Genomic DNA, 23384 nt, shown 5'->3' with positions numbered 1-23384 from the left:
GCAGCGCCTATGTTCCGTTTACACTCACAGGAGAGACCGCACCATGACCGGCAGTGAACCAAAACAGCCATCGATCAAACAACTGCTTGCCCTGATGGATAAGCACGAGGCATCCGACCTATATATTACAGCCGGTATGGCCCCCTCCTACCGCGTCAATGGCTCCATCCTGCCCCTGAAGCAACCACCGTTAACGGCAACCGAATGCGAAAAGCTGGCCAACAGCGCCATGACCGAACGCCAGAAAGCAGCCTTTTCGGCCGAATATGAGATGAATCTGGCCCTCTCTTTTCCCGATATCGGCCGCTACCGCGTCAACATCTTCCGCCAGCGCGGACAGGTTGGCATGGTCATACGCCGGGTTAAAACAAAGGTCCCCACCATTGATGAAATGGGGTTACCACAAATCTTCAAGGACATTGTCATGGCACCGCGCGGACTGGTATTGATGGTCGGTGCAACCAGTTCAGGCAAATCCACTTCACTTGCCGCCATGATTGACTGGCGTAACTCCCAATCAGCAGGCCACATTATCTCCATTGAAGATCCGATCGAGTTTGTGCATGAGCACAAACGTTCGGTCATCACCCAGAGAGAGGTCGGCACGGACACCCATGAGTTCAAGGCTGCCCTGAAGAATACGCTCCGCCAGGCACCGGATGTCATCCTGATTGGTGAAATACGTGATCGTGAAACCATGGAACATGCGCTGGAATTCGCTGAAACCGGCCATCTGTGCATGGCAACGTTGCATGCCAACAATGCCAACCAGGCACTTGAGCGCGTGATCAACTTTTTTCCTGAAGAGATGCATACACAGGTATGCCTCAACCTTGCCATGAATATGAAAGCGATTCTGTCACAGCGACTGGTGAAAACACCGGAAGAGACGCGCATGCCGGCCGTTGAGATTCTGATTAATACGCCGCGCATTGCCGACCTGATCGGTAAATGGGATATCAACGAAATCAAGGCCGCCATGGCGGCCGGAAAAAATTACGGCATGCAAACATTCGATCAGGCACTGCTGCAGCTGTGGATGGATGGCTATATCAGTGAGGATGAAGCACTGCGCCACGCCGATTCGGTCAACAATCTCCGTCTGCAAATCAAAATGGTCGATCTCAAGGATGCCGGCGGCAATGGCGATGATCTGGACAAGCTTTCCGGCAGCGGTAGCGGCATTCAGCTGCGCATCTGATACCAAAGCAGTGAGCAGGAGCAGCCCTGATGTCTTCGCATAGCCATCTGATCGATGAACTGTTAATGATTGCGCACAAAAATAGCGCCTCCGATCTGATTGTTCGCACCGGAGACCGGATACGTATGCGCATTCAGGGAAGCATTGTCACGGTTCCACCGGAACGGGTCGCTGAACCTGACCGTGGCATCACCATCGACATGATTCGCCATCTGGCACGCAGCCTGCCCGCACAGCCGGACATCGAAGCGGCTCAAAACCTTGATTTTCATTATACGCTGGCCGGCATTGCCCACTTCCGCATCCACGTACTGCGCACCCACAACAACTTCGGCATTGTGGCTCGTCTCATCCCGCAACAGATTCCTGATTTCCAGACTCTCAGGTTACCAGCCGTCTTTGAAGATATTGCCCAATATCGCAACGGGCTGATTCTGATGGCAGGAGCTGCAGGCTCCGGCAAATCGACCTCCATGGCATCGATTCTCAATCACATGATTCGCCACCGCCCGATTCATGTCGTCACACTCGAGGATCCGGTCGAATTTCGCTATGACAACAACCTCCGGGGCACTGTCAGCCAGCGTGAAATCGGTACAGATGTTGCAAGTTATCGCCAGGGACTCACCGATGCACTGCGCGAAACTCCGGATGTCATTGTCGCAGGCGAAGTGCGCGGCCGCGAAGAGATACAGCTGGCCCTGCAGGCGGCAGAGACCGGTCACCTGGTGATGGCCACGGTACACGCCACCACAGCCATTGGCACCATGCAACGGATCATCACCTCATTTCCGCAAGAGGAGCAGGCAGGCATCCGTCAACGACTATCAGAAAACCTGCGCGCAATTATTGTACAAAAGTTACTGCCGATGAAAGCCGGCAAGGGGCGCATCGTCGCCCAGGAGATTATGATTGCCAACTCGGTGATTCGCCACTTCATTCTTGATCCGGATCACTGGAACGATATCGAGCGAGCCATGGAAGAGGGCCATCACCTTTACGGGTCGCAAAGCTTTGATCAGCACCTGCGCCGACTGGTTGAGGAGGAGCAGGTCAGCTATGAGCATGCACTGCCGCATACGGTTCACCGCGAAGATTTTGCCATGTATTTCGGAAAATCATAACGACTGCTGATTAAGGAGATGCTGATTTATTGCCCTCCTGGCAAAAATCAGTCCGTAAAGGCAAAAGCGTGACAAAGAGGCAGGAAGCCGATTGGACGGCCAACGGCCGCCCGCAGGGCGAGGGCATGATGCCCGAGTCATTTTACCTTTACTTACAAATCAAGCACTTATGTGTCTGGTTTGGCGAGCCGTCCATGGCCCGCACGGAATCGCTGGATTAATCAGCGATTCCTTAACCGGCCTGCGCTGCAGATCAGCAGAATAAATATTCAGCCGGCTTACCATGTTTCAAACATTCATATGATGCCCGATTGGGCGGGGCGGCTAATCCGCTATATCAAAACGGGCCAACGCATGAATAGCATGGCGAATCAGGCGGGTATCCTGACGAATGGCTTCGCGTGCATCACCGTCATCTGCGGCAGGCGGCAAGCAAACCGGCTCTCCGATCACAATCCGTGCATGTGAACGCCGATAAAATGGCTTCCACAGGTGGACATGATCGAATGGCAATACACCCGATACCCTGAATGGAACCAGTGGCGCCCCGCTCTGTCGCGCAATCAGAGCAGCACCGGGAAGAATACGATGCAACGGAATCGGCGGATTGGCCGCCCCTTCCGGAAACAGGCAAAGTGCATGCCCTGCCCTGACCACATCGATTGCCTCACGCACTGCATGGCGGTTCGCCCCCCCAGGACTAACCGGAATGGCCCCCACCAGATCAAATCCCCAGCGCAGATACCACATTTTACGATAGTAATCCCGCGCCATCAAAAAGCTGAGTGGACGATTGACCGAGGCCTGAATCAGTAGAGGATCAAGGCCGCACAAGTGGTTGCCTACAAGAATGACCGGACCATCGGGCAAACGCTGCCCGACACTGGAGAGGCGATGCCAGCCGCGACAGAAGGCACGATTTATACCACGCAGCAACAGGCCCGGACCACGCCTGCCACGATGACCACCGATGTTTGAGGATGCACTCACGACCGGCAGATTACTACAGCGAAAAACTTTCGCCATATGAGAAAACGAGGCCGGACAGAGTCAGAATGCATGGATGTCATGACAAAAAATAGCAAATCGAGACCTGACCCCGGAGGGGGCACATGAAAGAATGGATCGAGCTTGCAGGTTCATCGATAGCTGCTATAATCGGGTTCAATTAAATCCTGAAAGCAGGATGCTTTCCTTATGAGGAACTGAAATCATGAAAAAAATATCAATCTTGCTCGTCGCCCTTTTCCTGGGCGCAGGCGTTGCCAATGCCGAAGTTGATATCAACCAGGCCCTGGCAGAAGGCCAGACCATTGAGCAGGTGATGGCCGCCCTGACTGGTGAAGGAAAAAGCGCAGCTGAAGCTGTCGCCGCCATGGTAGCAGCCAGCCCTGACAAGGCAGCCTCGATCACAGCCGCTGCTGTTAAAGCAGCAGGCAATGATGCAACTGCCGTTGCTGCAGTCACCGCCGCTGCGGTTAAATCTGCACCTGCAGCAGCTGCGGATATCACCAAAGCAGCAGTAGAAGCTGCACCGGCGCAAGCAGTCACTATTACCGCCGCAGCCGTCAGCAGTGCACCGACACAGGCCGCAGCAATCACTACAGCTGCAGTGACAGCTGCACCGACACAGGCTGCCACCATTACTGCTGCAGCGGTCACTGCGGCTCCAACCCAGGCGGCTGCGATTACTGCTGCAGCCACTACGGCTGCCCCGACCCAGGCTGCAGCCATCACAGCTGCTGCAAATACAGCTGCTGACCCAACCGCAGCCCAGGCTGCGACTGCAGCCGGTACAGCTGTAGGTAACGCCGTCACTGCAGCAAAAGCTGCAACCACCACCGCAGCTGCAACCTCCGGCGGCGGCGGCGGCAACGCGGTTAGCTGAACAGATGCGAACGAATAAAAAAAAGCCCCGGTCGTCCGGGGCTTTTTTTTATTCGCCGTTAAGTCATATCAACTCATGGAGCCATTGATTGATGCTGAACCAGCGCATTGAGTCAGCCATATTCATACTTTATGGCAGCCTGTTTTTCTGGCTGCCGATTCCCCTGGGTGGAAAATTTCCATGGGCGACATCCGCCATGGAGATCTGGATATTCCTGCTAACCATAGCCACAATCTGGATGATAGCGACCCGGCGCATGGCCATGCCAGCCACCTTCTCTCATAACCACACCGCACTCATCCTGATCAGCAGCACAACACTTTGGATTCTTATTCAGATTGTACCCTTACCATCATCGCTGCTGTCGCTGCTCTCCCCGGTGGCGGCCTCCATTCCGGGTCAAGACACCATTGCGCTGGATCCAAATATCACCGTATTACAGCTTCAGAAATCACTGGCACTTGTGCTGTTATTCGCATTAACACTGCTACTCGTGCATACACGCGAACGACTGAAATGGCTTGCCTATATCATCACCGCTTCTGCCTTTTTGCATGCACTGTTTGCGATTGTTCTCGAACTATCCGGCATTCAGTACACCGTTCATCTCTACGGCTATTCCGATCTCGACAAACCGGTCATACCAACAGGGCGCGCCAAGGGCTTTCACTCCAATCCCGACCATCTTGCCGGCATGCTGGAGATCTCTCTCGCCATTGGTATAGGCCTGCTGATCTCCATGCTGCACAGCCATCAATTTTCCGGCTGGCGACAGCGCATCCGCCATATCAGTCAAACCATTCTCGGGCCCAAGGCACGCCTGCGCATCATTCTGATGATCCTGTGCATTGCCCTCGTCATGACCCACTCGCGCATGGGCAATTCGGCATTCTTTATCAGCCTGATGATCAGCGGCGTTCTGTTCCTGCTCCTCTCCAGACATGCATCCAGGGCCGTATCCATCTTTATCGTCAGTCTGATCGTACTGGATATCGTGATTATCGGTTCATGGGTGGGTTTGCAGAAGGTGGTCGATCGTATCGAGCAGACTACCACCACCAGTGAAGCACAACGGGGCGATGTCTACGCCGATACACTGGCGATGACATCCGACTTCCGCCTGAGTGGCATCGGTGCCGGTAATTTTTTCAGCGCCTTTCCGGGCTATAAACAGGATGGGCCGACCTATTACATCGACCATGTACACAATGACTATCTTGAACTGTTGCTTGAACTTGGGCTTGCTGGTTTTACACCACTTGCACTGCTGCTCATCTATGCCCTGATTCGCACCCTGATCACCCTCAAACAGCGACGATCAGGACTGATACTGGGCATGAGCTTTGCCAGCCTGATGGGCATCATCTCGATCCTCATCCACTCAACCGTAGATTTTAATTTACAGGTTCCATCCAATGCCGCCCTGTTCACCGTACTGGTCGCAATACCATTTATATGCGCAAGACTCCACTCAGAGGCGCACGGCCGGGACACGTGAAAAACAGCACATTTAAACTGATCCAACAGATCACGGTGGTGGCCCGCTTGGGAAGACCGGATTATGTGCCGCAAATGCGTTCGTAAGCCTTTGGATGCCCCATCTGCTGCAAACGCCAGCACATGGCAGGCTTGTTATGCAACTGCCCGCCAACCATCGGACCAGCACCATCGGCAACCCGGTCTATATATGCCGAGATAAACTGCCGGCTCACGCCATCCATGTTCGGATAGACCAGCAACCCGATCTCGACCAGCACAGGCATCGCGGCCAGTTCCCATGGCCCCAGCATCACCGCCTTCCGGTATGCCTGAAAAAACTCCTGATCCCACTGCCCGAGCTTCATTTTGATCAGGGCAAGATTCATCCAGGGATACACCAGCATGGGGCTGTCATGAGTGGCCAGCCTGTACATTGCCGCTGCTTTTTCGGCATACTGCATACGCAATGCAGTGGACTGCGGCGAAAACTGATAAGCCCGATACTCATACAACCGGCCGGCCGTATTTTTAATCGATGCATTGCGCCCCTGAAGCGCGATAGCCCGGAGGATCAGGGCTTCCTGAGCCTGCCACTCCTCCTCACCGGGCATCTGATGGCTTGCATACCAGGATTGAAAACTCATATAAACACGGTGCTCATAAGAAAAGGCTTTAGCCGAATCGAGGGAAAGGCTGATCTGCCAGCCCAACAGCAACGTTGCCACCACCGCAAACAGATAAACTGCTGCACGCTTTATCATCACAGACTCAGACAGCAGTCTTCATGACTGCGAAGGCACCTCAAACATACCGCCAACAATCGCCCATGGCCCCGTCGTCACCATCGCCCTGGCCGCGTCTTCTCCGATCTCTGCGGCTGCTGCCAGACTCCCTGCCTTTAGTTGCGGAGGCCTGTGGCTGGCATTATGAGCATCTGTCGCTAACAGATCGACCCAGCCTCGCTCCAGCAGCTTCATGGCAGCGACCCTTGGCGGCTCGCCAAAGCGACCGGCTACAGAAGCGGCCGTCACCTGCAGTTTACAGCCCATATTGAGAAACGGCTGCAACTTATCAATATTGCGCATCAGCTCTTTATTGCGCTCAGGATGAGCAATCAGGCAACGAACCCCCTTCCCTCTCAACCAGTAGATCATCTTGTCGCTACCCGGTGGTATATGACTGTGCGGAAACTCCAGCAGCAGCGTCTTCTTGCCATCAGGAGCGGTAAAAAACGGGATACTGCCATCGGCAATCATCGGCAGAATTTCAGGACAGATGCGCACCTCGGCAGCCATCGCCAACTGCAGTGGAATACCCTGCTCTGCTACGGCCGCCTTAAATGCTTCAAACACCTGTTCAATGGAGTGACGGTTATTGTTGTAGGTGCCCGGTTGAATATGGGGAGTAAGAACCATATGGGTAATACCATCAGCCACAGCCAGACGAGCCAGTGCCAGCGCCTGATCCATATCACCCGCTCCATCATCGATGCCGGGCAACAGGTGACAATGGATATCAATCATCAGAGAGTCGGTGATTAGTGACGGGTGACTTGAGACCAGTTCCTACTTTTGAATGCAAATAGCTCACGACTACGCCCTGGTCACCGCCCACTGCCTTATTCATACCAGTCACTCATTACTAATAACAAATCACGAGTCACAGCTTTTTCCTCACTTCTCACTGGTGCTATAGCCATAATGATCGTAATAACCACCATACTCGTAGCCATATTTTTCAGCCCTGGCAATATCAACCTTGTTCAGGACAATACCGGCAATCGGTGCATCGTGCTGCATCAGGCGCTTCAGACCATTCCTGACGATCTGCTCATGCGTTTTATCCGCCTCAATCACATAGACCACAGCCTTGGCATATTTCGATAGTACCAGTGCATCGCTGACTGCCTGTACCGGTGGCGAATCGATCACGATACGGTCATAAAACTTTTCGAATACGCCGATCGCCTTGGCAAAGCGGTCGGATGAGAGCAGCTCCAACGGGTTCGGTGGAATCATGCCACCGGGGAGAATATGCAACCCGGTCGCTTCATCCACCTGAATAATATCCTTAAAATTCACCTCGCCCGCCACCACCTCGGACAAGCCGGGCAGATCGGGTGACAGGCCACAGGCTCTGGCCAGTGACGGCCTGCGCATATCCGCCCCCACCAGCAGGGTTTTTTCAACCTGAGCCATGGCAACGGCCAGATTACTCGATACGGTTGTTTTTCCTTCCCCGGGAACCGATGAGGTCACCAGAATAATCTTGTGCGGATTATCCAGGCCGGATAACACCAGACCCGTACGGATGGTTCTGATCGATTCGGCAAAGCCGGTAAATTGAGGGTCCAGAATCGGAAAGACAGGGCGCCCGGCCCCTTTTGCCTGCTTCATCTTCGGCAGCAGACCAAGATTTGCCTGCCCCAGCTTTTGCTCGACGTCATCACTGGTTTTGATCGTACGATCGAGCGACTCGTTCAGGAATGCCAGCAGTACCCCCAGAAACAGACCGCCGATAAAGGCAAGCAGAATAAAGCGCTTCTTGTTCGGCTTAAAGGGTGTCGCCGGCACCAGCGCCGTATCAAGAATACGGGCATTGGCCTGCTTGTAGTCCACCGCCTGACTGGACTCCTTCATGCGCTTGAGAAAAAGATCATACAGCTGCCGGTCACTGTCTACCTGACGCTGCAGCTCGCGCAACCGCACCTCTTTACGGCCGATCGTGCGCACCTCGCTTCTGCCACTGCTCAGGGCATTCTCCGCCGCAGTCAGCTCTGAGCGGGCCTGAATATACTTCGGATGCTTCGGACCATACTGCTTCTGAATCTGGGCAAATGCCGCCTGAGCAGCCGTCACCCTCTCTGAAGCGCTTTTAAGCCCCTCACCGGCCAGGGTTGCAACCCCCTTGACGTCGACCAGGCTCTGACTGTCCATATACTGTTGCAGGGCCTGCTCCGACTTTTGCAGGCTCTCCTTCAACACATTCAGACGATCAAACAGCCAGCTGGTTCCCTGCTGGGTCATCTCGATACGCGACTCCAGCTGATCCTCGATATAGGCCTGTGCAAAGGCATTAGCCGCTTTGGCTGCCATTTCAGGACTTGAGGAAACATAGGAGATATCGACAATCTGCGTACGCATCACCGGCTGCACCGTCACGCTGGACAACAGCTGCTGAATGCGCTCATCAAGCGGATCCACCGGCTTGAGTGACTGCTCCTCCATGCCCAGCTCGGTACGCAACTGCGACAACCAGCCCTGCTGCTCAGTCTGGCCCGCACCGGAGCCGGCTGCTACCGGGGTTGCCACTGCAAGTTCCGGATAGAGTTTATGCACCACCATTGAAGCCAGGTGACGGGACTGGATAATCTCCAGCTGGGTCTGCTGATACTGCTGATTCTGCCCATCCACACCGTAAAGATCCTCAATACTGGATATCTTCGGCATCTGCGACTCAATCAACAGCTTGGTCGTGGCCTTGTACATCGGCGTCATCGAGTAAACGATCACGCCGACCAGCACCGTCATCAGCAGCGCCAGGGCCAGAATACTCCACTTGTAGCGATTGATAATTTTCAGGTAGTGGCTGATATCCATTTCCTGCATGGTGTCAGCGTTTACGCCGAAACGATTGTTATGCTCCACGTTGAACCTCATGAGATGTTAGATGCAAGATGTGAAAGGCACGCGAATAGCAAGTGATAAGTGAATAAGATAAAAAAGTGGTTCGTTTGCACATGATGCCTGACATCTCGCCCTTTACGCCCACCATATTACACCTTACCTCCGTCATCGTGCGTTTAAAAGAAACTCTGCTTGACTGTCACGATATCGCCGGACTCGACACTGCCATCCAGCTCCGACTCTTTCCTGGAACCGTTTTTATCGCCTTCATGGCGCACCTGCACCGTATCGGTTGAGGCACGTTCGGTAAAACCACCCGCAAGCGAAATCGCCATCCTGAACGTCAGGCCACCGGTCAGAGGATATTTACCCGGTGATTTCACTTCGCCGTAGATATAAAAATAACTCTTCTCAACACTGACAATATCGCCCGGATAAACCGGTGCATCCATATCGATACGCTGCTTTTTCTGGGTTTTGTCCTGCTCACGCACGACAAACACCTTGCCGGGGTCAGCACTCTCATTCAAGCCACCGGCCAGTGACAAAGCCTTGCGCAGTGTCAATCCCTGCGAGTAAGGAAATCCGCCCGGATTTCTCACCTCGCCATTGACGAAAAAGGGGCGGAACTCATCGATGCGTACCCTTACCTGCGGATTGACCAGATAACCATCGCGCAGGCCGGCCTCGATCAGTGACTCAAGCTCCCCGGTCGTTTTTCCCCTGGCGGTAATATTACCCAGAAACGGATAACGAATCACACCCGATGCCCCGAGTGTGGCGGAGACATCCATACTCTCTTCACCATACACCTGAATCGATATTTTATCTCCTGCATCAAGGCGGTAATCGGTGCCACTCCAGGCACTATTGGCACCTGCCATCAGCAGCAACAAGGACCATATAGCCAACCATCGAACGCTCATAACACTCCACATCATCATTTTCTAAACGCCGCCATCAGCACGATGTGCTGATGTTAGAGCGCAGCGCAACCCATCCGGATCCAACCACGCTTGTTCAAGCTTCCAGAGCCAATCTTGCCGTGAAAAAAAGAGTGGCGCAAAGCAACAATGCTTTGCGCCACTGCCGTAGCCGGACCGGCGCGCCCGCAATCATTCAGATCGATTGACAGGTGCTCTGCCCGAATCCCCCCGATTCACCTTACAATGTTCCGGTCAGATTAATCGAGTAGATATTGCTGTTATAACTTGAGTTGGCGGCATTGGAGCGGCGGGTTGAGTGATCATAAGCCAGATCGATACCAAGCCAGCGCACGATCTGATAATCCACTCCGAAACCGACCGTTGACAATTTGTCCTTACGCCCGAGCGCCGTTCCCACATATTTATTCTCGGTATAGGAGGCGGAGGCGTGATGGCCGAACTTCTCACTCCACTCATGCTGCCAGCTGAGCGAACCACCCTGCGTTTTCAGGAATGAACCGGTACCATCGGTTTCAGTGAACCCGCCTTTCGTCTGCAGCGTAACAGTGGAGTAGGTTTTCGGTGCCCAGTCCATACCCAGCTCCCAGGAGAAGCCATTACCCCCGGTCATCCTGGCACTGTTGAAGCGCTTTTTCATATATCCCAGACGGAGACTACCGCTGGTCTTGGCCGTGGCCTGCCAGTCCAGACCACCGTAGTAGGTCTGCTCATTACTGTCCAGGTTGGTGGTTGCCGTCAGATATTTATAATCAAAGCGCTTGTAACGCGCCTCGATTACGGCATCGGTTTTAGGGGCAATCGGATAGGCAAAGGTAAAATCGCCGCCCATCGTATCCAGATCACGTGTGATGGTGGTAACCCGGTTATTCTCATAACGCTTGTTGCTGTAATCTCCGATCAGCGTGATACGACCATTCACACCATAACCGATGGTCGTCGACACACCTGTCTCATGGTAGCGGTCCGGATTCGGATTGGTGATCGCCAGACCGGTAAAGGTCGAACCACGCGCATCATGACTCTTTTTATAGTAGGCAGCCAGCCCCGCCTGCAAACGCCGGGTGAACTCCTTGTTGGCATCAAACTTCACATTATGATCGGTATAATCATCACGGCGACTGTTATGGTAAATACCCCGACTGATATCGTACGACAGCGCCAGATTATTGATATCATCCCCTGCCTGCAGTGCCAGTGAGGGATCAAACACGGTGATATTACTGCTCTTGCGATTCGTCGTGGACGAAAAGATATTATCATTGTGTTTATAGCTGACACCGAGGGTCGGAGTCAGCTGCAATCCGCCGCCAAGATCAATGCTGCGCGCCTCACCGGCAGCCTGGGCATTATAAGAGGCAAGCAGCATGCCCATGCACACCGTGAGTGTCGCGGTCGCTTTCTGAGTGATATTTCTATTTGTCATAGGTCCAGTTTTCATCATTCCCCCTGCTTCATTTAAAACAACATCCATTTTTCTTTTCACACCCATCCTCAATACAGGGTTAAACCCCTGTGATTGCCTCACGTCGAACATCCCCATGCACCGACGCGTGAGCACCACCAAGGCACAACTTGCCAACAAGCAGCAATGGTATCGCATATACACAAATAACACGAATATCTTCTCCTGACAGCGGGGCAAAATTGACCATTGGCATGATCAGAAAAAAGAACAACCATGAGATCAGAATCAGCAAAATCTCAAAGGAGTGCAAGGCCAGCATGCGCCGGGTATGGCTGACCAGCAGGGTCAGCACAATCCACCCCGTCGACAAAGAGACCAACACCGACCAGTAGGTCGCCCAGAAGCTCTGCTGCAGTGCAGTATGACAGACGTAAAGCAGGAATAAAATCAGCAGATACAGTACCCCCTGCCAAACAGCCCGCACACGGGGGTTATGACGACGCGCCAACAGCACCAGCGTCAGCACTATGATCGCCACCAATACAAGCCCGTCCACTTTCGATTCCAGAAAAAACAGCGGCAACAGCGCCAGCAACGCCAAACTGCGGGAAATGAAGCGACTATAGTGCTGGCTGACATCAAACAGCGACACCTGCAGCATTGATTCAATCCGCAGCAAGACCTTAGCCAGGGGGGCAATCACTCCGACAGCCAGCGACATCTGCTTACGCCCCAGCCAGCCGAGTAGACTATAGAACAGTGCTGTCACAATAATGGCGGTATAAAACTGCCAGTAGGCAGGCGCATGAAATGCCAGCAGTGCCAGCGCCCCATACAAAAACATCAACACATACATAATCGATACGGCCTGATTCTGGTTTAACCCCAATGCCATCAGACGATGATGCAGATGCGTTTTATCCGGCTTAAACGGACTGATCCCCTTCACTATTCTCGCCCCCATGACAACCAGGGTATCGAGTAAGGGGACGGCAAGAATCAATGCAATGGTGATCGGCTGCACCGAAAAATGATCCACCGATACATTAACCATCTGCACGGCCAGCACGGCACAGGTATAGCCGATCATCAGACTACCGACATCGCCCATAAACAGGCGGGCTGGAAAGCCGTTATACAGTAAAAAACCGAGCAGCGCTCCGGCCAGGGCCAGCGCAATCATCATCACATTCGGCTGCCCCGCCTTATAGGCGAAAAAGGCAAAAAACAGAGCGGCAATAATCGCCAGTCCGCCGGCCAGCCCATCCAGACCATCGGACAGATTCATGGCATTGATCAGTCCAACCATACAGAACACCGTGGCCACAAACGCAAATGGCCCGAAAACAAGCTCGCCGAAACCGAACAGGTTACCGACACCGGAGAGTTCCGAGCCGCTGATACCGATAAATGCCACCGAGGCCAGAATCTCACCGGCAAATTTAAAACGGTGGGACAGCGGCCTGATATCGTCAAGCAGGCCGGTCAGCACAATCACCAGCAGCCCTGCCAGAAAACCGAATGAGAAGGCATCAACATTCAGATAGAAGGCGACGGCACAGGCCATACTGAGAAAAATGCCTACACCACCCAGGCGCGGGACCGCCACCACATGGACCGAACGACTGCAGGGCACGTCCACCGCACCGATACGCCGGGCAAGATGCATGGAGAACGGCGTCAGCAGAATCGAAAATACCAGCGCCAGTGATAAAACCATCCAGGCTGCAGAGAGTGTTTCCATACGATGTGGTTAACCTGCCCGTTTCAAAGTGAATCTGATTTTAGACGACAATCGCGAATATGCAAAGTAAACGGGAAAGAGATTGCAGTGACGGGTGATTCGTGATCAGCGGAAATACCGAAAGAATGACATAAAAAATGACAGTCGCACATCCCGCTATCAGCAGAGCCGGTGAGAAAAGTGGCAAACTGACAGACGGGAAAAAATCATGTTCTTACGCGCTCCTGTGACTTAAGGAACCATTGATAGGCATGTGCAAGGCCGTCGCGAAGAGAGATCGAGGCTTGCCAGCCCATATCGGCAAGGCGGGAACTGTCCATCAGCTTGCGCGGCGCACCATCGGGTTTATCGGCATCAAACACGATACGACCGGTAAAACCAGTGACTTCAGCCACTAAACGGGCAAGCCCGGCGATGCTCACCTCCTGACTGCTACCGACATTGATATGGGAGATCATCGGCTCGGTATTGGCCTTGTACTGATCCGCCGGCACATTCAGCACAAACAGTGAAGCCTCTGCCATATCATCGACATGCAGAAATTCGCGATATGCGTTGCCACTGCCCCAGATCTTAACGGTGACTGGGAGTCGGTGACTAGTAACTAGTGACAAATCACCATTCACTCTTTCCAGACCAAGGTCTGGAAGCGCTCCATCGGGAATGGGAGTTTGTTGATCAATGGCGTGAAGTGCAGCGAGATCACCCTGCTCGGCCAGCTTGGCCAGATGGAAGCGACGAATCAGCGCCGGCACCACATGCGAGTTTTCAGGATGGAAATTGTCACCCGGTCCATACAGGTTGGTCGGCATGACGGAGCGGTAATCGACGCCATACTGGCGGTTATAGCTCTCGCATAGCTTGATGCCGGCAATCTTGGCCACGGCATAGGGCTCGTTGGTCGGCTCCAGTGTCCCGGTAAGCAGTGCATCTTCGCGCATGGGTTGTGCAGCCAGGCGCGGATAGATACAGGAGGAGCCAAGAAACAGCAGTTTTTGCACTCCGCACGCATAGGACTCATGGATCAGGTTACACTCGATCATCAGGTTATCATAGATAAACTCGGCCGGATAGGTGTTGTTGGCATAAATGCCTCCCACCTTCGCCGCTGCCACGATCACCACGTCCGGTTTCTCTGTCTGCATAAAGGCACGGACGGCGGACTGGTCTCGCAAATCGAGCTCGCTCGAAGTGCGAAGGAATAAGGACTCGGGAGTATGACCATCTGCAAGCAGCTTACGCACGATTGCGGAGCCCACCATTCCTCTGTGTCCGGCTACGTAAATCTTGCTGCTTAATGTGAGATGTGAGATGTGAGATGTCATAGGGTCACCGTTGGATGTGAGATGTAAGATGTGAGATAGAAAAGATGCATCATTTAGCGCCTCTAGCGCGAATTGAAGTCATCAACGCATTCAGCTTTGCATAAGTTTCATTGATCAAATCCAACACCTCTTTTTCTTCACGCACATAACCCAGTTCATGGCTAATCATCAATTGCGTTTCTAACTCGCAGAGCGAACCACGAGCAATCGACAAAAATTGCAGAAACTCCTTTTCACCGTTTCTGCCGGCACCTTCAGCAATATTTGATGGGATGCTCACCGAAGCACGCTGCATCTGACTGCACAACCCAAAACGCTCACTTTCGGGAAAGGTTCTGGTGACCGAATAGACTTCTTTCACCAATCGCATCCCCAACTGCCACACCTGCAGATCATGATGCTTGCGTCTCATTTGCCTGCTACGCTGGCGTGAGCTGTCGCATGCGAGACGAAAGATGTAAAAGCTAAAGCATTAAACCTGTGGAAACTTTCCACCAGTTCACTTGCCCCCAACGCCACGGTGAAAACTTTGCGGTGGAAAAATTCAACCGCAAAGGGCCCATCACATCTTGCAAACCTCGTCTCACATCTCACGTCTAACATCTCACACAGTCGCCCTTATTCATGCGCGACAGGGATACCATAGCCGTGCTTCTTCAGCAGCGCGTGGCGCTTGGCTACATGCAAATCCTCGGCGATCATCTCGGCACACATCTGTTGAGCGGTAATCTGAGGGGTCCAGCCGAGCTTCTGTTTGGCCTTGGTCGGATCACCAAGCAGAGTATCCACCTCGGCAGGACGGAAGTAGCGCGGATCGATGCGAACGATGGTGTCGCCCACTGCAAGTGACTTGTGACTGGCTGCCCGTGACTCATCGAGTGCGGCAATGGTCCCGACCTCTGCGGCGCCCTCACCCTGCCAGCTCAGCGTAATACCCAGCTCTGCAGCGGACCACTCGATAAACTGACGCACCGAATATTGAACGCCGGTCGCAATGACAAAGTCCTCGGCCTGCTCCTGCTGCAGCATCATCCACTGCATGCGCACATAATCCTTTGCATGGCCCCAGTCACGCAGAGAGTCGAGATTACCCATATACAGGCAATCCTCCAGCCCCTGAGCGATGTTGGCCAGACCACGGGTGATCTTGCGGGTTACAAAGGTTTCACCACGGCGTGGCGACTCGTGATTGAACAGAATGCCGTTGCAGGCATACATGCCGTAGGCCTCACGATAATTGACCACAATCCAGTAGGCATAAAGCTTGGCAACGCCATAGGGGGAACGGGGGTGAAACGGCGTGGTCTCTTTCTGGGGAATCTCCTGCACCAGACCATAGAGCTCGGAAGTGGATGCCTGATAAAAGCGGACCTTCTTCTCCATACCAAGCAGACGGATCGCTTCAAGCAACCTGAGTGTGCCAATACCATCGACATCGGCCGTATACTCCGGTGCCTCAAATGAGACGGCCACATGCGATTGCGCCCCCAGATTATACACCTCATCCGGCTGCACCTCCTGCAAGATACGGGTCAAATTCGATGTATCGCTTAAATCACCGTAATGCAGGACAAAGTTTTTATTTTCTACATGAGGATCCTGATAGATGTGATCCACCCTCTGGGTATTAAATGAAGAGGCACGACGTTTGATGCCATGCACCTCATACCCCTTGGCCAGCAAAAACTCCGCCAGATAGGATCCATCCTGCCCGGTCACCCCGGTAATCAATGCCTTTTTCACATCTATCTCCTAAAACAAAAATAAACATGAAGGAGGGGGCTGGTAGCCAATCACTAGTCACCATTCACAAATCACTTCACGATTTCATAATAAACTGCGGCAACTTGCTCAGATTCTTCCAGCACAAGGCCAAAACACCACCGACACCGTTTTTTTTCAGTGCCCGGTAATCCTCTTTCGACTTACGGATAATATTGTTTAAAGAGCGATTGCTCTCCCCCCCCAGGCGCATCTTCACCAGCACATGAGGAATATAGGCACACTGCACGCCAACCTCACCCAACATGCGCAGCATACAATCATAATCGGCGGCAATCCGGAACGAGGTATCGAATGCCCCATGTGTTTCATACAACTGCCGACGCATATAAAACGTCGGGTGAGGAGGCATCCAGCCATGTTTCAGCTTCGCAGCTGAATACGCTCCTGACTTCCAGTAACGAATCACCCTGTCCGGCTCAGCCTTGCTGACATAAACAAGATCTCCGTAAACTGCTTCCACTGAATCATCGGCAAACACCTCTGCCACCCTGGACAAAACATCAGTGCTGGCGAAAAGATCATCTGCATGAAGGAAACCAATCACATCTCCCGTTGCATGCCTGATCCCTTTGTTCAGCGCATCGTAGATTCCCTTATCCGGCTCACTGATAAAGATATTAATCCGATCACGGAAGGCTTCCAGCAACGCTGTCGTGCCATCCGTAGAGGCACCGTCAACCACCACCAGTTCAACATTGGGGTAATCCTGAGCCAAAGTAGACTCGATCGCATCGGCTATGGTCTTTTCGGCATTATAAACAGCCGTAATAACAGATATTTTCATGCATTCCTCAAGAACAGACCACGGAAAGCACGAAACACACGGAAGATGAGTCGAACAGAGCGATTGTCAACTGCCCTGGGTGGATCACAGCCCCTCATCGAAGCATAATTATTCATTGCTCACACCTATAACTTTTTCCGTGTATTCTGTGTATTCCGTGGTAAATAAATCACAGAATGATCCGTTCAATTTCCACCTTAGGATGATGACCAAAATTTGCCAACATCCCAAGTTCAAACCCTGTCGCTCTCAAGTAGTTATAAACCTGTGCTCGGTGCTCATTACACAATTCTTTTACAGCCTTGATTTCAATAATGATTTGTCCGAAACAAATAAAATCAGGTCGGTAAATCTGATTTAACAGCTCCCCTTTATAGCTCAGATGCAAATCAGCCTGAGCGTGAAACGGTATACCTTGCGCATACAGCTCCCTCTCCATGCATTCCTGATAAACAGCTTCGAGAAACCCGCAGCCCATCTCGCGGTATACTTCGAAAATCGCGCCACGAATCTGAAAACTCTCATCCTCGTATTTCAACATCCATAATAACCTTTCACCACGGAATATACGGACCACACGGAAGTGAAGCTCCAACTAAGAGATTATCCACACCCTTGGATACTTCTGCTCCCCTCAATGTAGAGCCCTGACGGCATCATACCGCGTTCATTCTTCTCTTTTTCTCTGTATTCTGTGTATTCCGTGATCAACCCTGCCTCTCGATAAACCAGTCGCCCAGCACTAAGACATCCATCTTTGTGCGCAAAAAGCAGGCCAGTGCCTCTTCTGGCTTGCAGACTACCGGTTCGTTCTCATTAAAAGAGGTATTAAGAACCATTGGCACCCCGGTAAGCTCATTAAAAGCAGAGATCAGCCCGTGATAACGAGGGTTGGTATGAGAGTATACAGTCTGTAAACGCCCTGAACCATCGACATGCGTCACTGCAGGTATTTCAGTGCGCTTTTCCCCCCTGATCTGAAACACCTTCATCATAAATGGTACTTCGGCGTCAATCTCAAACCACTCAGCAACGGAGTCCCTGAGCACGGAGGGAGCAAATGGCCTGAAAGATTCACGGCGTTTTATTTTCAGGTTGAGAATATCTTTCATGTCTGAACGGCGCGGATCACAAACAATCGAGCGATTACCCAATGCCCTTGGGCCCCACTCCATACGCCCCTGAAACCAGCCGACGACCTTCCCTTCCGAAATCGCCTGCGCGGTTTTTCGACACAGTTCAGTTTCGTCGTCTATCAGCTTTATGACACATCTTTCGGATTCCAACTCAGTCCTTAGTCCTTCGACCTTAGTCCTGATTTCTTCACTGCTGAAATGGCTGCCCCAATAAGCATGATCCATCACAAATTGACGTCCCGCTTTAGGACTCACCTGGTGGTGAACAACAAATGCCGCTCCAATCGCACCACCGGCATCACCAGCGGCGGACTGAATGTACACATTCCGGAACGGCGTCCGTAGTGTCACCTTGCCATTGGCCACCGAGTTCATACCACATCCGCCGGCAATACACAGGTTATCTGTGCCATGCCGGGCATGGAGTTTATTCAGCAGGTGAAAAAACGCTTCCTCATACATTGCCTGGACTGAGTGTGCGATATCCTTGTGGCGCTGAGTCAACTCCTCACCCTTTTCTCGTGCAGGCCCCAGCAAATCAGCCAGTCGATCCGAATAGATCTGACCAACCGTCGGAATACCACTTTCCCACTCGTAGTTCACTTTCTCAACATGGTGTTTGAAATAGTCCAGGTTAAGACGGAACGATCCATCATCCTGCAGGAGTACAATCTGCCGCATCTGCTCCAGATATGACGGCTTACCATATGGTGCAAGCCCCATTACTTTGTATTCATCGCCATAGTGGGGAAAGCCGATAAACTGGGTCAGGGCCTGATAAAAGGCCCCAAGCGAGTGCGGAAAATAAACTTTATCATCGATTGAAATTTCACTTCCCTGACCGAATCCCCAGGCCGCACTGGCAAAATCACCGAAACCATCCACCGAGACCACCACAGCATCCGCATAGGGTGATACATGAAATGCCGAAGAGAGATGCGCCAGGTGATGTTCGACATGCCTGACTTCAGCCTTAAAACCATCGTTCGGAAACGCTGCCTCGAACTCCTGATCGACAGTACGGCGCTTATTTTGATCCTTGAGTTTATCCACAATCAAACTCAGCTCCGGTCGATTTTTCATCGTATAGCCGATTTTCTTCATCAGATTGGCCTTTGGGTCGGAGTTAATTGCTACGTAGTCAACATCGGCCAACTTAATACCCGCCTCTTTCAGGCAGTAACGAATTGCCTCAGAAGGAAATCCGGCCCAGTGTTTGATGCGACGAAAGCGCTCCTCTTCAATCGCGGCCACCATAGCTCCATCAACGACCAGACATGCTGATGAATCACCATGATAGGCATTAACTCCCAGAACAATCATTCTGTAACCTCTTACAATTTATTATTAAGATTATTTTGACAGGACCTTATTGTAGACCGCTTTCACGTCATTTGCGACCGAACCCCAGTCCAAATATTCAGAGATATGATTTTTTGCATTGAGGCCCATTGTTTTTGACAGTTCCATATCCTGTCCTAAACGGCAAATGGATTCGGCAACCACCCTTTCATCAGGCTCAATCCAGTAACCGGCATTCCAATCTTCAACCTGCGGCCAGGGACAGCCTTTGCTGAGAATGACTGGAAGTCCGTAAGACATCGCTTCTGCAATCGCCAAGCCAAAATTCTCGCTTTGTGACATCAATGAAAATGCATTCGCCGACATAAATGCATCTGCCTTCTCTTCCCCGTCTAGGTGGCCTGCAAAAATAAGATGTCCACTTGAAACAAGATCGGAGAACTGTGATTTCAATTGATTTACATACTCTTCATCACCATCGCCAACAAGAACCAATCGAATATGAGACATACTTTTCTTTGCAAGCCGCAATCCACCGCACAAAACGTTAAGACCCTTGATTGGATGAAGCCGGCCGACAAAAAGGAGTACAAATCCCCGGTCAGAAATATTGAACCTAGCACGAAGTTGTTTATCGCAACCGCTCTCCCCTTTTGGCAAATCAACACCGTTCGGAATCACGGACACAGGCGGAGTGATGTTCAGGGCCTTGACACTGGACTCCTCTTTTAAGCTGGTTGCGTGAATCCAGGCAGCGCCATTCAATTGCCGCTTTTCAAGAATGGCATAAGCTATCTTTTTCTTGAATGCGCTGACTTTCATTGCCTCAGATTCCAGCATTCCTCTGGGCGATACAATATAGGGCACGTTATTTTTCCGACATATGTGGCCTGCCATCCAGCTCATATAATTCCAGCAGCCATGGATATGTACCAAATCAAAATTATTAATGATTGATTCCAAATAAACTTTCATATCAGGGCAATAGAAGTAACCCTTCGGATAAGCCCTAGGTAAGTAGATAACCTTGACTCCATTAAAGGCATTGGCAGCGACTATTTGATCAGGAAGCTCAATGTTGCCATTTGCAGCTGAAGTCAATGCACAAACAATCATACCACTATTAGCTAGAGCAAGACATAACCCATGGATGCTTCTAGGAGGGCCGCCATAGCAATATGCTGGGGCAAAATATGCTGATACGTGCAGCACCCGAATACAGTCCTGCACCCTATGTTCGCTCTTTCAACCAGTACGGTAAAGGTCTCTCCTCTATACCGTCCATGTAGTTCACAATCGACAACAAATATTTTGCGCCAAAATCAGCACTTAGACAGTCGGCCCATCCTGCAACCCTCAACCGGTCGGCATCAGAAACTCGTCCCCTTTCGATGGCTTTAGCGATCAATTCAGTTAACCCTTCTACATCACCTGATTTAAATACGCCTCCGACCCCGCTTTCGGCCACTACCCCTGCAGCTCCACAGCGATCACTTGTTATCACTGGAGTGCCCACCATAAGGGCTTCAGAAACAACAGCACCCCATCCATCATGACGGCTCGGGAGGACTAAACAATCTGATTGCTTCATATACGCTGGAATTTCAAGCATTGGTAACTTTCCCGCCCATCTAACGCATCCAGGTATTAGTGCATCTGCTGTCGCCCTCAACTCCGAAGCCAACGGACCAGTTCCAATTACAAGCAGTTGCAGATTCAATCTGTGCAGTGGCTCTAGCGCCAAAATCAATAATTCAAGTGCCTTACGTTCAATCAACTGACCTACAAATATTAATCTAAACGTGACATCCGACTCCTCATTCTTTTCAATCAGACAGTTTTCGTTCTGAAGAAAATAAGTAAATGGAAAAACCTTCTTTGTTGAAACGCCACATGATATGACCCAGTCCGAAGTTGAGTATCCAATGGAGAGAACCCCTTCTAACCTATTGCGCCAAAGAAAAAAAAGACGCCGATACTCGATTCTTTTTAATATGCCTTTCCAGCCATAATCATTAACCGTTTCTACCATCGCCCACTGGCGCAACTTGCGTTTCGCAAGCTCTCTCTGTGCGATGCACACTAAACCATTGCCTCGAAGACCTTGGCAAAAATGAATAGAATCGTTAGAAGCTTTTTTCACTAACACGCAAACATCGAATTCATTTTCTACAAATTTTAGCTTCGCTCCACGCATACGCATTGAGCCCCACCCCAGCTTTTCCCGCTCAATAGAAGTCATTTGTTCCGCCACAAATATGACCTCAACATTGTGCGTACTTAAAGCCTCTGCCAAGCCCACCATATGAGGGCTAACTTCTGTTTGCCAAAACCAGAAGGACATTTCTCTCAAACCCGCAGCCCTTTAAGGTGCTTCTGACTGGAGACAGCCCAACTTAACACAATAAGTAACAACATCCCCATTCCACCTGCAGAAAACAGTACCGCTTCTCCCATATTCATAATTAGCGCCGTATAACTCGCAGCAAGAGCAACAACACCTCCCCATGCAACAACTCTAACAAGAGCTATTATCCACACGGTTACAAACAAGAATCCAACCAAACCCACTTCTTCAAAAACAGCAATAGGAAGAACACCTTTTTCAATTGGGGCACTAACGGGGAAGTCAAAAAAGGGGTCTCTTGTGACCCTCATAAAGTATGGCTCCGATGCAATACCAAATCCGATCCCTCCCAAGGGGTTCTCTTCAATATTACTCAACATCGCATCTATCAACATACCCCTGGAAGTATTATATGCATCAAGAATACCAGAAGTTTGTGCATGTTTAACCAAATATGAATCAATCCTGTCAACCAAAGCTGAGCCCATAAATAATGAAACAATTAAACTCGATAACACTGTAAATACAAACCGTTTGCTTAATACTCCTGGCAACACCGACCTCCATGAGCATCTAGTCAAAAAAGTTATAGTTAAAGCGGCAAGACCCAGTCCAAGAAAGAGAGATAATCCCGCAGTTCTAGCCTCTGACAATACAACCAAAATCAGGCAGGTCATAAACAATCCTATTGATAGCCAACTAGGTTGTGAATGCCTAAACATTTGCCCTCCAGATAGGGCTCCCAATATTGCCACGGTCATACCAAACGCTTGGGGTTGATTAAGCACACCTTGAAAACCAGTTCCGTTATTAAGATAACCTATTGGATGCCCAAGCAGCGGAATACTGGCCAACACCAACGAAAGAATTCCCCTATACATTTCACGTGAAAGTTTACCCCATTCATCATTATCGAGAAGAGACCACGCCGTAAGCAATGTCATAATGGACAAAGTCCAAGACACAACCTTCAAGATAGACACATCTGGAATAAGACTGATGATCAACGAGTGGGCAATAAAAAAAACGCTTAGAAACAGAGTAGTCTTAGAGAACGAATTAATACTTCTACTTCTAATAAACACCGATACCACTGCACTCGCTAATACTGCAAGTCGCCCGATTGCGCCAAACGATGAGTCTGGTGCTATTCCAGGATTAAGCACCGAAAAAAACCAAGTCAACGCCAAAGCTTGAATTGCTTGTGCAGGACCGAACAATGCAAATCCAGCGAGCAGTAAATAGCTCATGTCGGCAGTCACTGGAGATGCTATTCGCATCGCGATGACGG

The 23384-nt window shown here is 51.3% G+C and carries 21 protein-coding genes; 5 read left to right on the top strand and 16 right to left on the bottom strand.

The annotated features are described in order from the left end of the window. The first annotated feature begins 43 nt into the window (after positions 1-43). Together FEF65_RS09600 and FEF65_RS09595 are read left to right on the top strand one after the other, a co-directional pair. Positions 44-1201 (top strand): PilT/PilU family type 4a pilus ATPase, encoded by a 1158-nt coding sequence (locus FEF65_RS09600; protein WP_138239593.1) that lies wholly within the window; start codon positions 44-46, stop codon positions 1199-1201. Between the two features lie 29 nt (positions 1202-1230). After that, entirely contained in the window at positions 1231-2325 is a 1095-nt protein-coding gene (locus FEF65_RS09595) for a type IV pilus twitching motility protein PilT (RefSeq protein ID WP_138239592.1), read from the top strand. 324 nt (positions 2326-2649) lie between these two features. On the opposite strand, the gene FEF65_RS09590 is transcribed toward FEF65_RS09595, so the two are convergent. Beyond that, positions 2650-3315 (bottom strand): lysophospholipid acyltransferase family protein, encoded by a 666-nt coding sequence (locus FEF65_RS09590; protein WP_238701318.1) that lies wholly within the window; start codon positions 3313-3315, stop codon positions 2650-2652. Positions 3316-3538: 223 nt separating this feature from the next. Here FEF65_RS09590 and FEF65_RS09585 point away from each other — a divergent pair, with 223 nt between their 5' ends. Beyond that, complete coding sequence (locus tag FEF65_RS09585; protein ID WP_138239590.1) at positions 3539-4213, top strand: hypothetical protein; 675 nt, start codon at positions 3539-3541, stop codon at positions 4211-4213. A 91-nt stretch (positions 4214-4304) separates the two neighbouring features. Beyond that, positions 4305-5711, top strand: coding sequence for an O-antigen ligase family protein (locus FEF65_RS09580; protein WP_238701326.1), 1407 nt, complete (start codon positions 4305-4307; stop codon positions 5709-5711). 61 nt (positions 5712-5772) lie between these two features. Here FEF65_RS09580 and FEF65_RS09575 read toward each other — a convergent pair whose 3' ends face one another. The 4 genes from FEF65_RS09575 to FEF65_RS09560 all read right to left on the bottom strand — a co-directional run bounded on the left by FEF65_RS09575 (position 5773) and on the right by FEF65_RS09560 (position 10244). Beyond that, positions 5773-6453 carry a tetratricopeptide repeat protein gene (locus FEF65_RS09575; RefSeq protein ID WP_138239588.1) on the bottom strand — a complete coding sequence of 227 codons (681 nt, stop codon included), beginning with the start codon at positions 6451-6453 and terminating at the stop codon, positions 5773-5775. Positions 6454-6474: 21 nt separating this feature from the next. Next, positions 6475-7215, bottom strand: a complete 741-nt coding sequence (locus tag FEF65_RS09570) for a tyrosine-protein phosphatase (protein ID WP_138239587.1) — start codon at positions 7213-7215, stop codon at positions 6475-6477. A gap of 150 nt (positions 7216-7365) precedes the next feature. Beyond that, on the bottom strand, positions 7366-9339 hold the full coding sequence (locus FEF65_RS09565) for a GumC family protein (RefSeq protein WP_161595223.1): 1974 nt from the start codon (positions 9337-9339) through the stop codon (positions 7366-7368). Between the two features lie 155 nt (positions 9340-9494). Then, positions 9495-10244 carry an SLBB domain-containing protein gene (locus tag FEF65_RS09560; protein ID WP_161595222.1) on the bottom strand — a complete coding sequence of 250 codons (750 nt, stop codon included), beginning with the start codon at positions 10242-10244 and terminating at the stop codon, positions 9495-9497. Between the two features lie 50 nt (positions 10245-10294). Between FEF65_RS09560 and FEF65_RS13410 the strand changes: the two genes are divergently transcribed. Next, a complete protein-coding gene (locus tag FEF65_RS13410) occupies positions 10295-10450 on the top strand; it encodes a hypothetical protein (protein ID WP_161595221.1) in 156 nt (51 codons plus the stop codon). A 32-nt stretch (positions 10451-10482) separates the two neighbouring features. Here the strand turns inward: FEF65_RS13410 and FEF65_RS09555 are convergent, their stop codons facing one another. The 11 genes from FEF65_RS09555 to FEF65_RS09505 form a co-directional block, all read right to left on the bottom strand. Then, positions 10483-11688, bottom strand: a complete 1206-nt coding sequence (locus tag FEF65_RS09555; protein WP_161595220.1) for an outer membrane beta-barrel protein — start codon at positions 11686-11688, stop codon at positions 10483-10485. Positions 11689-11767: 79 nt separating this feature from the next. Then, a complete protein-coding gene (locus FEF65_RS09550; protein WP_138239583.1) occupies positions 11768-13414 on the bottom strand; it encodes a glycosyltransferase family 4 protein in 1647 nt (548 codons plus the stop codon). A 206-nt stretch (positions 13415-13620) separates the two neighbouring features. After that, positions 13621-14739: a GDP-L-fucose synthase family protein gene (locus FEF65_RS09545; RefSeq protein WP_138239582.1), complete on the bottom strand. Its 1119-nt coding sequence runs from the start codon at positions 14737-14739 to the stop codon at positions 13621-13623. Between the two features lie 49 nt (positions 14740-14788). Then, positions 14789-15151: a four helix bundle protein gene (locus FEF65_RS09540; RefSeq protein WP_138239581.1), complete on the bottom strand. Its 363-nt coding sequence runs from the start codon at positions 15149-15151 to the stop codon at positions 14789-14791. Positions 15152-15357: 206 nt separating this feature from the next. Then, the gene (gmd, locus tag FEF65_RS09535; protein ID WP_138239580.1) at positions 15358-16488 is read right to left on the bottom strand and encodes a GDP-mannose 4,6-dehydratase; all 1131 of its coding nucleotides are present in this window, start codon (positions 16486-16488) and stop codon (positions 15358-15360) included. Between the two features lie 70 nt (positions 16489-16558). Next, positions 16559-17308 carry a glycosyltransferase family 2 protein gene (locus FEF65_RS09530; RefSeq protein WP_138239579.1) on the bottom strand — a complete coding sequence of 250 codons (750 nt, stop codon included), beginning with the start codon at positions 17306-17308 and terminating at the stop codon, positions 16559-16561. Positions 17309-17477: 169 nt separating this feature from the next. Further along, positions 17478-17849, bottom strand: coding sequence for a GxxExxY protein (locus FEF65_RS09525; RefSeq protein ID WP_138239578.1), 372 nt, complete (start codon positions 17847-17849; stop codon positions 17478-17480). A gap of 166 nt (positions 17850-18015) precedes the next feature. Further along, the gene (locus FEF65_RS09520; RefSeq protein ID WP_138239577.1) at positions 18016-19767 is read right to left on the bottom strand and encodes a carbamoyltransferase family protein; all 1752 of its coding nucleotides are present in this window, start codon (positions 19765-19767) and stop codon (positions 18016-18018) included. A gap of 30 nt (positions 19768-19797) precedes the next feature. Further along, positions 19798-20958: a glycosyltransferase gene (locus FEF65_RS09515; RefSeq protein WP_161595219.1), complete on the bottom strand. Its 1161-nt coding sequence runs from the start codon at positions 20956-20958 to the stop codon at positions 19798-19800. Positions 20959-20977: 19 nt separating this feature from the next. After that, a complete protein-coding gene (locus tag FEF65_RS09510) occupies positions 20978-22090 on the bottom strand; it encodes a glycosyltransferase family 4 protein (RefSeq protein ID WP_138239575.1) in 1113 nt (370 codons plus the stop codon). 5 nt (positions 22091-22095) lie between these two features. Further along, positions 22096-23343 carry a hypothetical protein gene (locus FEF65_RS09505; RefSeq protein ID WP_138239574.1) on the bottom strand — a complete coding sequence of 416 codons (1248 nt, stop codon included), beginning with the start codon at positions 23341-23343 and terminating at the stop codon, positions 22096-22098. Between the last annotated feature and the right edge of the window lie 41 nt (positions 23344-23384).

The organism is Mariprofundus erugo, from assembly GCF_005818865.1.
Classification (GTDB): Bacteria; Pseudomonadota; Zetaproteobacteria; order Mariprofundales; family Mariprofundaceae; genus Mariprofundus; species Mariprofundus erugo.
This window is presented reverse-complemented; position numbering and strand designations above follow the sequence as displayed.